Source organism: Pseudomonas sp. 18.1.10, from assembly GCF_024655625.1.
In the GTDB taxonomy this organism is placed as follows: domain Bacteria; phylum Pseudomonadota; class Gammaproteobacteria; order Pseudomonadales; family Pseudomonadaceae; genus Aquipseudomonas.
Genome location: NZ_JANLGL010000175.1, coordinates 1 through 11419, shown reverse-complemented (window position 1 = coordinate 11419; position 11419 = coordinate 1). Strand labels below are relative to the sequence as shown.

The 11419-nt window shown below is 65.0% G+C and carries 15 protein-coding genes and 1 riboswitch; of the genes, 5 read left to right on the top strand and 10 right to left on the bottom strand.

The window, feature by feature from the left end:
• Positions 1-201: 201 nt before the first annotated feature.
• From gspD to gspG, 5 genes are read right to left on the bottom strand one after another with little or no spacing between them, the layout of a single operon-like run.
• Positions 202-2481: a type II secretion system secretin GspD gene (gene gspD / locus NUV89_RS22905; protein WP_257783105.1), complete on the bottom strand. Its 2280-nt coding sequence runs from the start codon at positions 2479-2481 to the stop codon at positions 202-204.
• Positions 2478-2981 (bottom strand): type II secretion system protein M, encoded by a 504-nt coding sequence (locus tag NUV89_RS22900; RefSeq protein WP_257783104.1) that lies wholly within the window; start codon positions 2979-2981, stop codon positions 2478-2480. The genes gspD and NUV89_RS22900 overlap by 4 nt, the downstream gene beginning before the upstream one ends.
• Complete coding sequence (gspL, locus tag NUV89_RS22895; RefSeq protein ID WP_257783103.1) at positions 2974-4020, bottom strand: type II secretion system protein GspL; 1047 nt, start codon at positions 4018-4020, stop codon at positions 2974-2976. The genes NUV89_RS22900 and gspL overlap by 8 nt, the downstream gene beginning before the upstream one ends.
• A complete protein-coding gene (gene gspK / locus NUV89_RS22890) occupies positions 4017-4886 on the bottom strand; it encodes a type II secretion system minor pseudopilin GspK (protein WP_257783102.1) in 870 nt (289 codons plus the stop codon). The genes gspL and gspK overlap by 4 nt, the downstream gene beginning before the upstream one ends.
• Before the next feature lie 8 nt (positions 4887-4894).
• The gene (gene gspG, locus NUV89_RS22885) at positions 4895-5344 is read right to left on the bottom strand and encodes a type II secretion system major pseudopilin GspG (RefSeq protein ID WP_017734605.1); all 450 of its coding nucleotides are present in this window, start codon (positions 5342-5344) and stop codon (positions 4895-4897) included.
• A 148-nt stretch (positions 5345-5492) separates the two neighbouring features.
• Here gspG and gspI point away from each other — a divergent pair, with 148 nt between their 5' ends.
• The gene (gene gspI, locus NUV89_RS22880) at positions 5493-5858 is read left to right on the top strand and encodes a type II secretion system minor pseudopilin GspI (protein WP_017734604.1); all 366 of its coding nucleotides are present in this window, start codon (positions 5493-5495) and stop codon (positions 5856-5858) included.
• Here gspI and NUV89_RS22875 read toward each other — a convergent pair.
• Positions 5845-6276 (bottom strand): type II secretion system protein N, encoded by a 432-nt coding sequence (locus NUV89_RS22875; protein ID WP_257783101.1) that lies wholly within the window; start codon positions 6274-6276, stop codon positions 5845-5847. The two genes, gspI and NUV89_RS22875, sit on opposite strands and share 14 nt — an antisense overlap.
• A gap of 93 nt (positions 6277-6369) precedes the next feature.
• Between NUV89_RS22875 and gspH the strand changes: the two genes are divergently transcribed.
• Both gspH and gspJ read left to right on the top strand, forming a co-directional pair.
• The gene (gspH, locus tag NUV89_RS22870; protein WP_257783100.1) at positions 6370-6822 is read left to right on the top strand and encodes a type II secretion system minor pseudopilin GspH; all 453 of its coding nucleotides are present in this window, start codon (positions 6370-6372) and stop codon (positions 6820-6822) included.
• Positions 6819-7415: a type II secretion system minor pseudopilin GspJ gene (gene gspJ / locus NUV89_RS22865; protein WP_257783099.1), complete on the top strand. Its 597-nt coding sequence runs from the start codon at positions 6819-6821 to the stop codon at positions 7413-7415. The genes gspH and gspJ overlap by 4 nt, the downstream gene beginning before the upstream one ends.
• Here gspJ and NUV89_RS22860 read toward each other — a convergent pair.
• The 4 genes from NUV89_RS22860 to NUV89_RS22845 are packed head-to-tail and all read right to left on the bottom strand — an operon-like array spanning position 7412 to position 10015.
• On the bottom strand, positions 7412-7804 hold the full coding sequence (locus NUV89_RS22860) for a hypothetical protein (RefSeq protein ID WP_257783098.1): 393 nt from the start codon (positions 7802-7804) through the stop codon (positions 7412-7414). The genes gspJ and NUV89_RS22860 overlap by 4 nt on opposite strands.
• A gap of 60 nt (positions 7805-7864) precedes the next feature.
• Complete coding sequence (locus tag NUV89_RS22855) at positions 7865-8791, bottom strand: FecR family protein (RefSeq protein ID WP_257783097.1); 927 nt, start codon at positions 8789-8791, stop codon at positions 7865-7867.
• 37 nt (positions 8792-8828) lie between these two features.
• Positions 8829-9374: an RNA polymerase sigma factor gene (locus tag NUV89_RS22850; protein WP_017734599.1), complete on the bottom strand. Its 546-nt coding sequence runs from the start codon at positions 9372-9374 to the stop codon at positions 8829-8831.
• Positions 9371-10015 (bottom strand): secretin and TonB N-terminal domain-containing protein, encoded by a 645-nt coding sequence (locus tag NUV89_RS22845; RefSeq protein WP_257783106.1) that lies wholly within the window; start codon positions 10013-10015, stop codon positions 9371-9373. Before NUV89_RS22845 ends, NUV89_RS22850 begins: the two co-directional genes overlap by 4 nt.
• Before the next feature lie 216 nt (positions 10016-10231).
• On the opposite strand from NUV89_RS22845, the gene NUV89_RS22840 reads away from it, so the two are divergent.
• Together NUV89_RS22840 and mntP are read left to right on the top strand one after the other, a co-directional pair.
• Positions 10232-10543 carry a hypothetical protein gene (locus NUV89_RS22840; RefSeq protein ID WP_257783096.1) on the top strand — a complete coding sequence of 104 codons (312 nt, stop codon included), beginning with the start codon at positions 10232-10234 and terminating at the stop codon, positions 10541-10543.
• Between the two features lie 39 nt (positions 10544-10582).
• A riboswitch (yybP-ykoY riboswitch) is annotated at positions 10583-10750 on the top strand.
• A gap of 14 nt (positions 10751-10764) precedes the next feature.
• Positions 10765-11328: a manganese efflux pump MntP gene (gene mntP / locus NUV89_RS22835; protein ID WP_257783095.1), complete on the top strand. Its 564-nt coding sequence runs from the start codon at positions 10765-10767 to the stop codon at positions 11326-11328.
• Positions 11329-11419 lie beyond the last annotated feature (91 nt).

Sequence of the window (11419 nt, the reverse complement as noted above, 5' to 3'; positions counted from 1 at the left end):
GGTTAGCCGTCCTGGGCCAGGGATGGCCCATGACGGCGGCCCACGGATTCAAGCCTTCGTTCGGGCATGCCGAGCCTAGGCGAGGCACCGAGTGGTGGGGCGAAGGCCTTTTGCTTACTTTTGGGCCTTTCCAAAAGTGAGCCGCTGTAAGAGCGGAACCATAAGCGGCCGTTACCGAAGAAACGGATATGTACCCGACAATCACTGAGGCACCGCCCGAATCACAGCCCGAGGGGCCCCAGGAACCCCTTTATCAACCGAGGGCAACTGCGGCGCCTGCACATCCGGCATCGCCCAACTATGCTCCGGCTGCAACCCCCCTTGCGCCCGCCGCATAAACTCATACCGATTCAACGTAATACTGCGCCCCGCCCCACTGTCCCGAATAATGTAGGGCCGCAAAAACACCATCAAATTCGTCTTCGTCACACTGCGCTTTTCATTACGAAACAACGCCCCCAACCCCGGAATATCCGCCAACCACGGCACCGCATCATTGCTCTGGCTGTACCCATCCTGCAGCAGCCCACCCAGCACCATGATCTGCCCGTCATCCAACAGAATGCTGGTATCAATCGCCCGCTTATTGGTCACCGTCCCCGCATCCACCGAAGCCCGCGTATCCACGCTGCTGACCTCTTGATAGATATCCAGCTTCACCGTGCCGCCCTCGGAAATCTGCGGCCGCACATTCAGCTTCAGCCCCACTTCCTCACGCTGCACCGTCTGGAACGGGTTGTTGCTGGTCCCCCCGCCGCCGGTCACATAGCTGCCCGTGACAAACGGAATGGTCTGCCCGACAAAAATGCTCGCCGCTTCGTTGTCCAGGGTCAGCAGGTTCGGCGTCGACAGCACGTTGGTGCCGCCCTTGCTCTTCAACGCGCGGGCCAACACCTTGAGATCCAGCACCTTGCCAATCCCCGGAATGTCCACGGTGCCATTGACCAACCCGATGTTCAGGCCCTTGGGCAACACGTCGATGCTGGTCTTGCTGGTAGGCGTGGCATTCACGCCACTGCCGCCGAGGTTGACCCCGCCAAAACCACCCTTGCCACCGAGGTTGCCCGCCTGCCATTGCACGCCAAACTCGGTGGCATCGTCCTCGCCGACTTCGACGATCAGGCTTTCAATCACCACCTGCGCGCGGCGTTGGTCGAGCATGTCGATCACTTCCCGCAGGTTGCGGTACAACGGGTCCGGCGCGGAAATCAGCAAGGTATTGGTGGTCGCATCGGCCTGGATGGTCACGCCGCCGGCACTGAAGGCGGTGTCCTGATCCTTGCTGGTACTGGCGCCGGAGGTCTGTTTGTCCTGGCCGTAACTCGATTGCACGCCGCTGCCGGTAGGCGTGCCGCTGCTGTTTTGCGCGGCGCTGCCCTGGGTGTTCTGGCCCGTGCCGCCCATGGCACTGAGCTTGCCCCGCGCCTCGTCGCTGACCCCGGATTCACTCTCGCCGGTCAACAAGCCGCGCAGCGACTGCGCCAGCTTGCCCGCCTGGGCGTTGCGCAGGTACACCACGTGCATATTGCTCGGGTTGCTCTGGGCGTTGTCGAGCTTGTAGATCAGGTTGCGCGCCAGCTCCGTGCGCTCGGGGCTGCCGGAGCGGATGATGATCGAGTTGGAGCGCGGGTCGCCGACCACGTTGATCTTCTGGGTCTGGTCGGCGCCCTGGGTGTCGAGCAGTTCGGCGACCATCGCCGCGATGTCGACGGCGATGCCGTTCTGCACCTTGACCACGTCGGTGTCGATGGCGCTGGGGGTGTCGATGCCGCTGATGATCTGCGCCACGCGGGCGAGGTTTTCCGCGTAGTCGGTGATGACGATGCTGTTGTTGCCAGGGTAGGCGTTGATCGGGTTGTTCGGCGACACGATGGGGCGCAGCACCGGGATCAGGTTCACTGCGTTTTCGTATTGCAGGCGGAAGGTGCGGGTCTGCATGCCGCTGCTGCCGGCGCTGTAGATTGGCCCGCCGAGCAGCTTGGCGTCGGCTTCGGGCACCACTTGGGCGACGCCGCCTACGTCGACCACACTAAAGCCCTGCATGCGCAGCGCCGCCAGCAGCATGTCGTAGGCCTGGTGCGCCGGCACCTGGCCTTCGCTGACCAGGGTCAGGTTGCCCTTTACCCGGGGGTCCACGAGGAACTGTTGGCCGGTGGCGCGGGACAAGGCGCGCACCACCGCCTGGATATCCGCATCGACAAAGTTCAGTTGCACCGGCTGGTCACCCAGCGGGTTGCGCGCCTTGATCGCCGCCGGGGCGTGGCCACGGGCGCTGCTGGTGATCGGGTGTTGCACGGCCGGCTTGGGCGCGAGTTCGCGTTGGCGGTCCAGCGGGCTGTCGCTGCTGCGGCGGGTGTCGGCCAGGGGTTGGCCGAGTTCGCTGTCCACCAGCAACGGCTTGGCCGCCTGGTTGCTGCACGCACTGAGGGCCAGCAACAGCAACGGCGCGACCATACGAAACGGGGGAACTGACCACTTCATGAAGCTTCCTTAGCGCCAAGCGCCTGATCCATGCGAACGGTCCCGGACACAGTGCCGGCCGAGTTATCGACGGCATCCCCGGCACGTTGCAAACGCGCCGCGGACACCTCCAGGGAAAACGAACGGGGATTGCCCAGCAGCCAGTCCACCACCGCGTCGGCCGGGGCGTTGTCGAAGGTCAGGTGCCAGCCGCCAGGGGCCTGCGCCTGCAATTGGTAATGGCCTTGCAGGCCGGCACTGTCCAGGGCCTGGCGCAGAGAGGCTTCGTCGGCCTGGCGCGGCGCGGCGACGCCCTGCAACAGCACCTGCAAGGCTTCGGCCTGGGCGCGCAACTTGGGGGTTTCGGCCTGCCAATAATCGATTTTTTTCAACGCGGGCTGGACCAGGATCAGCCAGGTCACCAGGCCCGCCAGCAGCACGCCGACGCCGCTGAGCATGCGTTTCTCACGCAGGGCCAGGCCGTTCCAGAACAGCCGCAATTGCCGCGTCCACTTATTCATCGCTGGCTCCCGTCGCCGCCGGGCCAATGCTCCAGCCGTGCTCATCACGTGTCGCGGCAAAACCGGCCTGGGCCAGCGCGGCCTGCCAGTCGGCCTGGGCCGTCGGGTTGCGGCTGTCCGTGAGCAATTGCAGGTGCAGGCGGCCTTGTTCAAAGGTCAGGCGTTCGACGCTGGCGACCATAAACGGCAGGTTGCTGCCCACCAGTTGCAGCAGGCTGCTGAAGCGCTGGCCCGGGTCGGCGGCGGCACCGCTCTGGCGCGCGGCCAATTGTTGGCGGGCCTGTTGCAAGGGGTTGAGCACCACCGGCAATTCTGGGAACGCCTGGCGCACCTGCTGGCTCATCACGGCTTTGAGGCGCTGGCCTTCATCCACCTGGCGTGCGGCGTAGAGGTTGAGGCCCAGGGTCCACACGGTCGTGGCCAGGGCGACACAGGCCAGCGCCCTGCCCCAGCCGCCGCTGCTCGCTTGGTTAAGGCGGGCATGCAAACCCCAGGCGGGTGCTGCGCCCGTCCAGCGCTGCGCGGCGTCCACCAGTGGCATATCCAGGCCTTGCTGGCCCAACGGATGCACGGCGGCTTGGTGCAGGCTGTCGCGGGTCAACAGATAGCCGTCGTCCAGGGCGGCCGCGCCCACCGGCAACGCGTAGGGCGCGGGATAAAGGCCGCGCAACTTGAGCGGCACCTGGGCCAGCCGTTCCAGGCCGGCCTTGGGCACCCAGGCCACTTGCACGCGGCCTTCGCTGTCGCGCGGGCCGTGGGCCACGTGCATGTGTTCCAGCGGGCCGAGGATCAACGCTTGCGCGGCGCAGGCCACGGCAGCGGCGGTTTTCGCGGCGGGCAGTGGCGGCAGTTCAAGGCTGGTGAGCAGGCTGTCGCGGGGGTGCAGGAAACACTCCACTGCCTGACGGTTTTTGCTCAGTTGGATCAGGCGTTCATGGCCTTCGGAGACGACCACGCCACGCTCCAGCCAGACGAATTTTACTTCGCTGTCTGCGGTCAATTGATCCAGCGGCGGCAAGCCAATGCGCAAGCGTTTCATACGCCCACCCGCGACCAGATCACCTGCGGCTGGCGCTCTTGCGGACGATGCAGCAAGGCGTCGATGGTCACCCGCCGCTGCTCACGCCGCGCCTGGCCCTGCACGCGAAACCACTCGCTGGTAATGCCCACCTGCACCGACTCCACCGCCACCTGGGGCAAGTGCAGGCGGTTGACGAAATCCCCACGGTTGATAAACCACTGGCCGCTATCACGCTCCGCCACCAGCCCTTGGGCCTGGGACAGGCTGAGCTGGGGCACCACGGCGCTGAGCACTTCGGCGCTGGCGGTGTTGCCGTTGACCCAGCTCTGCCCGGGCAGCACGCTGATGTACGTTTGCAGGCGGCGCAGCAGCACGGGGTCAAGGCCCTCGATGGCGCTCAACTCGTCCACGCTGCGCAGCATCGGGTATTTGGCTGGCACTTCGTAGGAACCGATCACCCGCTGGCTGATGCGCCGGCTCACCGCCGGATCGACCCCTAGCGTACGGCACAGGCGCTCGAAACTTTGCAGTTGCTCGGCATCCGGCAACTGGCGGTTGACCAGGTTGCGCAGGTTGAACTTGCCCTGCTCGTCCTCGATGCGCCCTTCAAACGCCCCCCGCTGGGCATAGGCCCACGGCTGGTCGAGGCGGGTCAACACGTCCTTCTGGCGCGCCTCCCAGAGCATCTGCCGGCTGCGCTCAAGGCTGCCCTGCAACAGCCACTGGCCCTGCACGCGCAATTGTTCGGCTTCGAGGCTGCGGGTGAACACGGTCTGCCGCGTGAGCATGCCACCGGCGATCACCGCCACCACCGCCGCGATCAGCAACGCGCTGATAATCGCCATGCCGCGCTGCTTCGCCGCTGGGGGCGAATGCCGTTTCATGGCGCGCCTTACAACTGCCAGGAGCCGATATCGGCATTCACGCCGTCGCCATCCGGCTGGCCATCGGCGCCGAGGGAGAACACATCGACCTCACCGTTGGCGCCCGGGTTAAGGTAGTGATAAGGGTGGCCCCACGGGTCATTGGGCAGGCGATCGAGGTAGGCGCGCCAGCTGCTGTTTTTTGCATCCGCCGGGCGCTCCACCAGCACTTTCAGGCCCTGGGTCATGTTCGGGTAGCTGCCGTGGTCGAGGCGATAGAGTTTCAGCGCCTGCATCAACCCGCCGATGTCCTGCTTGGCCGCCGTGGCCCGCGCCTGGTCCGGGCGATCCAGCACCTTGGGCACCACCATCGCCGCGAGAATCCCGAGAATGACCACCACCACCATGATCTCGATCAAGGTGAAGCCACGCTGGCCGCGAGGGCTGGGCAAGGGGGTTGTTAGGCGCGCGATATCCATCTCGACATTCCTTGGCTGGGGTGCATTTCGTGGCGCAGTGTTGCAAGAACACATGTCAGTCGTATTGAAAATCCTCGGGAGTTTCGGTCGCCAATCGGTCAACTCGCGGCGCTAGTCTGCGGGCCTGTTTCCCGCCTTTGAGAGCGCCATGGTCGGCCGTCGCAACGCGCAAGGTTTTACCCTGATTGAAGTGCTGGTGGCGCTGGCGATCATCGCCGTGGCCATGGCCGCCGCCGTGCGCGTGGCCGGGCTGATGACCCAGAGCAATGGCTTGCTGCGGGACAAATCCATGGCGTTGCTGGCGGCGCAGAGTCGCCTGGCGGAACTGCGCCTGGAAGGCCACCTGCGTGGCGGCACCAAGACGTTCGACTGTGACCAGGGCCGCCTGAAACTGCGCTGCGAGCAAACCATCAACGCCGACGGCCGCCTGTTTCAAGTGACCCTGCGCGTGCTCGACGCCAGCCGCGAAGCGCCGCCCCTGGCGCGGCTGGACACTCAGGTCATGGCCGAGTGAGGCGTGGCAACGCGGGGCCATCCGGCAATTTGTCGAGGTTGACGCGGACCTTTTCACCGCCGCGCTCAAGCTCCACGGCGCTGCCTTCAATCGCCGTCAGGCGCACGCCGGGGCTGAGGCGCTCGCCCACGAGAAAACTGCGCGGCGGGCCATCGTTGAGGCTGAGGATCGCCACCGCACCGCGCGCGCCGGCCAGTACGCCGGTGACCTTGACGTGCAGGGCGCTCGGCGCGTTGGCAAACCACTGCAACGCCGGGTTTTCGCTGCGGGCCGCCAACGCCTGGGGCGAGGCCTGGGGCGTGTGGGATTCGGCAGAGGTGAGCAGCAGCGGCGTCCAGATCACGCCGCCAGCCAGCGCTGCGAGCAAGGCCAGCGCCTGCACGCCGTGGGCGGGTGAAACACGAAGGGCGAATGCCATGGGGTGGACCTCCTGTTTGTCCGTGGCCTCAGCCTACAGAGCAATTCCCACTTTTTTATTTCACAACCTCGCCAGTTCTCCAGGAGCCGACCGATGAAACAGCAAGGCTTCACCCTGATCGAGCTGATGGTGGTGCTGGTAATCATCGGCATCGCCAGCGCCGCCATCAGCCTGACGATCAAACCCGACCCGCTGAAACTGCTGCGCAAGGACGCCGAACGCCTGAGCCAGTTGCTGCAAATCGCGCAGGCCGAAGCCCGCGCCGACGGGCGCCCGATCAGTTTGCGCGCGGATGCCAAGGGCTTTCGTTTCAACCGCCGCAGTGACGATGGCCTGGGCGTGGAAGCGTTCCAGGGCGATGCCCAACTGCGTCCGCGCCTATGGGAGAGCACGCCGATGCAGCTGACTGTCGAGCCCCGGCAAACCCTGGTGCTCAATGCCGAATGGATCAACCCACCGCTGCGCGTGGTGCTGTCGGACGGGCAACACAGCCTCGGCCTGCAACGGGACGCCGCCGGTTTGCTGCGGGTGGTGAGCCCGCCATGAACCAATCCCAGCAAGGCTTCACCCTGATCGAAGTGATGGTGGCGATCATGCTGATGGCGCTGGTCAGCGTCATCGCCTGGCGCGGGCTCGACAGCGTGACCCGTGCCGACCAGCATCTACAGGCCAGCACCGAACAGACCGAGGGGTTGTTGCGGGCGTTGAACCAGATGCAGCGCGATATCAGCCTGCGCGCCAGCGTTGAACTGGCCGAACCCGGTACGGCAAAGGACGCCGGGCTGGCCGCCGTGACCGTGCGCAGCTCTGACAGCAAGGGCTTTCGCCTGGAGGTGATCCGCAGCGCGCCGGCCACAGGCGATGGCTTGCAACGGGTGCGCTGGTGGCTCAAGGGCGACTCGCTGTACCGCGCCGCCGCGCCCGCGCGGGACCGCTTCCCGCTGCCGGCGGCCAAGGACGGCGTGGTGGTGCTGGCGGGCGTCAGTGATTTGCAGGTGCGGGTATGGGACAAGGACAAAGGCTGGCGCCAGTTGAGCGGCAATAAGCGCGAGGAGCCACTGGGGCTGGAGATCAGCCTGGTGCGCCAGACGCCGCAGGGGGTGGAGCGTTATCGGCAGGTGGTGGGGCCATTGAATTAGCGAAAGTCAGACAGCACAAACGCGGTATGAGCCCTGAGGTACTGGTCCACCTCATCCAGCGAATTTAGCGATTCCCGGCAGAGTTCGATCCCGTCGTGGCTGACAGTGACCACGTAGCCGCTCGCGTCCTGGCGCAGCGTTGCGAGGTTGTTGACCACCTGACCGTTGGCGTCGGTCACGGAGGTCGCGACCAGCGGCCTGGCTTCGAGGGTTTGCGCGGTACGCTGTTTGAAGGCTTTGCGCTTGGCTCGGTACAGCGCGGCACCGATCATGCTGGCCAGCATGAAAATGACGATGGCGACGATTTCGAAACGGTACATCGGCCGGCCCAGGCGCCCGGGATAGGTCTCGCTGAGCCAGTGCACGGCCTTATAGATCAGTTCTTCCATGGGGTACTTTTTCGGCATCAAGCAGGCAAATGTCGCTTGAGCCTACAGGACCGCCCTGCGTCAGCTCAACAGCACGACGCCACCCGGCAGTTCCGTGCACTTGGCGCCGTACGCGTCGCGAATCAGCAACGCCACGCCGGCCAACTGCTGCAAGCTGAACCGCGCCTGCACCCGGCGCTGGCCCAGTTCCTTGTTGAGCAACACCAGCATGCCCGGGCGATAGCGATTGATCTCGTCCACCACCGTGGCCAGCGTGGCGTTGTTGAACACCAGCACCTGTTCGCGCCAGGCCACCACGGCCTGGGTGTCCACCACCACGGGCGCGCCGATGCCCGCCGCGCTGTAGGTCAACTGACGGCCGCTGCCCAGGCTCACACTGTGGCCGCCGGCGTCCACCGACAGCGAACCCTCGATGCAGGTCACGCACACGCTGTGGTCGGTGTTGCGCACATTGAAACGGGCCTGAGCCGCGCTGACCCAACCGTCGCCGGCCTGGACCCGCAGCGGCTGCGCCAGACGGGCGACGACTTCGACTTCGCCTTCCAGCAATTCAATCCCTTCTCCGATCCGGCTGATGCGCGTCTGGGTATTGAGTTCCAGGCTGACGCCGTCACTCAACAGCACTTGGCGCTGCTCGCCGACCTCGGTGCGATAGTCCGCCGTGAGCCCGGCGAAACCACCCGGCGTGCCGACACGCACCATGACCAACGCCGCCGAGGCGGCTATGGCACCGCCCAGGAACGCACGGCGGCCAAAGCTGCGCGGTGGCGCGGCGTGCTCGAGGGCGGGGCCCAGTTGCTGCCACAACGCTTTGGTTTGCTCGAACGCCTGGGCATGTTCCGGGCTCTGGGCGCGCCAGGCCTGCAAGGCCTTGGCGTCGGCCACGGTGGCGCGGCCCGATGTCAGCAGGAGCAGCCAGTCGCGGGCTTCATCGTGCAAAGGGCTGGCGGCGGCTGCCCGGGCGGTGGAGAGGTTAAAAATGTTCAAGCGCGCACATACTCACGGTTTTATCAGGGACTCGACACTAAGACGGTTTTCCGGCCCCGGGACCGAACCGCTGAATCACTTTTCTTTCGAGGCGCTTGGCGCAGTGGCCTAAGGCGGCCTTGATTTCCTTCTCGACCATGCGCGTGGAAATGCCAAAACGCTGGGAGATTTCCAGGTGCGGCGCTTCTTCCAGGCGCGCGGCGATAAGGATTTTGCGCCGGCGTGCGGGCAGTTCGTAAAGGGCTTTGACCAGCGATTGCACCTCGCGCTGGCCGCCCACCACCCGCGACGGGTCCTGCGCTTCGTCGGCGGTTTGCAGCAGTTCTTCGACTTCGCTGCCGGTAAGCAGGCGCGCGTCGGCCTGGCGGCGGTCGGCGGCGATGTTCAAGGCCATGCGGTAGAGGTAGGCGTTGGGTTGTGCGAGGTTTGGCGGCACGTCCATGCGGTCCACCCGCAAGTAGGTTTCGTGCAGGACGTCGTTGGCCAGGTCCTCCGACCCCAGGCGCTTGCGCAAACGCACCTTGAAGTCTTCGTAGGACGCCAGGAACAAACTGACCATCGTGCTGTGCCCGGTATTTTTCATCCGTGCGTGGCTCCCTTCCCTGCTGTGCATTCCATGCGTGTTCCTGTGGTGTCGGGCATCAAAAGCAAAGTCACCGGCTGGCGCAGCGAGCTCGGCGCAGGGCGTTCGACCCGGGCCGCACTGAGGTTGCGCACCAGTGCTTCATCGCGTTGTTCATCGCCGGTGGAGCTGACCAGCCGGCTGTACTCGATCAGCCCATCCGGGTTGACCCACACCTGCACCAAGGCACGAAAACTGCCGGGACGGGTCAGGGGCGAACCGCACAGGCTGGTCTCGATGGCCTGCTGCAAGGCCGTGGCGTAGCTGTTGTTGATCCGCGCAACGTTGCGGGCCGACGCGCCCTTGGTAGTGGCCGGCCGGCTGACCTGCGCCAGTTGCAGGGTGAACGCATCACTGCGGGCATAACGCGCCATCAGGCCACTCCCGGTCAGCAACATTGCCAGAGCCTCCTGCGCCGTGAAGCGCCCATGCACGCTGATGGAGCGCCGGCCCCGGGTCAGTTCGCGGTCCACCAGCACCGCCATGCCGGTGGCGCGGCTATACGCTTGCAGGGCGTGCTCCAGGTTTTGCGCCGGCAGGTCCAACGTCAGCAATGCGGGTTCCGCCTGCGCCACGCGGCCGCCTGCCAGCAGCCACAGCAAGACCAGGGCGCATACGGCGCGCCGCCAGGCCCCCTGTTCACCCCCCGCTCTGCATCGCTGCACGGCCGACGTGTCCTTGAAAACCGTCATCCTGAGGCCAGTTTATGAACCTGATGTTACGGTGATGGCAAAAAAAACGTCACGGTGACGGGATGCCCGCTGCACTACACTTTCAAGCCTTACCGGCCCACTTCCCAGGGCCTGCCAGGAGGCCCGATGAAACTGTTCCCCAGCCTTGCCAGCCTGTTGCTGTGCGCCGCCCTGCCCGTGCTGGCCCACGCCGACAACAGCAAAAGCACCTGCACCGAAGTCTCGGTGGACGGCTACAAGGCGCCCGACTATGGCTGCCTGAGCCAACAGATGGGCAGTGACAGCAACGCGACCAAGGCGGCAAAGAAAAACCGTGAGGCGCAAAACATTCCCGTCGAAAAACGCGCGCCAAATGCCGTGGGCCTGTCCACCCCGTCGGCGACCAGCGTGCGCATGGGCAATACCTTCGGCACCTCGGTGAAACCGCAACGGCCTTGAGCCGTTTGACGAAATTTTCATCTGTGCCTACCTATGATCGCCTCCCTCGTTGGGGAGTAACCGGCTTCTGACCCTGTTGGAAGCGTTCGTATCAACATATTCGGCAACCTGCCGTGGTACGAACATCGCTTTGCGGTTGGTGAGACCAGCGACACTTCCATGCCTAAAGTCGGGCGCGTGGACGTGTCGTTGTGTCCTATAGCCCGACTGGAAGCCTGACCGTGAACCCCATTTCCCTGATCCTCCTGGCCCTGGCCATGTCTACCGACGCCTTTGCGGCGGCCATCGGCAAAGGCTCCAGCCTGCACAAACCGCGCCTCACCGAAGCCCTGCGCGCCGGCCTGATCTTTGGCGTGATCGAAGCCATCACGCCGATGATCGGCTGGGCCATCGGCCACGCCGCTACGCGCTGGGTGGAAGACTGGGACCACTGGATCGCCTTTACCCTGCTCGTCGCCCTGGGCCTGCATATGATCTACAACGGGCTCAAGGCCGAGGATGAAGAGGCTGAAAAGCCGACCCAGCATTCCTTCATGATTCTTGCCGTCACCGCTTTCGCCACCAGCATCGATGCACTGGCGGTGGGCGTGGGTTTGGCGTTTGTCGATGTGAATATCCTGGTGGCGTCGGCGGCGATCGGCCTGGCGACCATGACCATGGTGACCATTGGCATGATGCTCGGGCGCGTGCTGGGCACGGTGGTGGGCAAGCGGGCGGAGATGGTTGGCGGGGTGGTGTTGATGGTGGTGGGGGCGACGATTTTGTATGAGCATCTGTCGGTCTGAGCAACAGCGCTGAAAAAATGTCGGAGCGGGCTTGTGTGGGAGCGGGCTTGCTCGCGAATGCGGTGGATCAGTCAACATATCCAGCGACTGA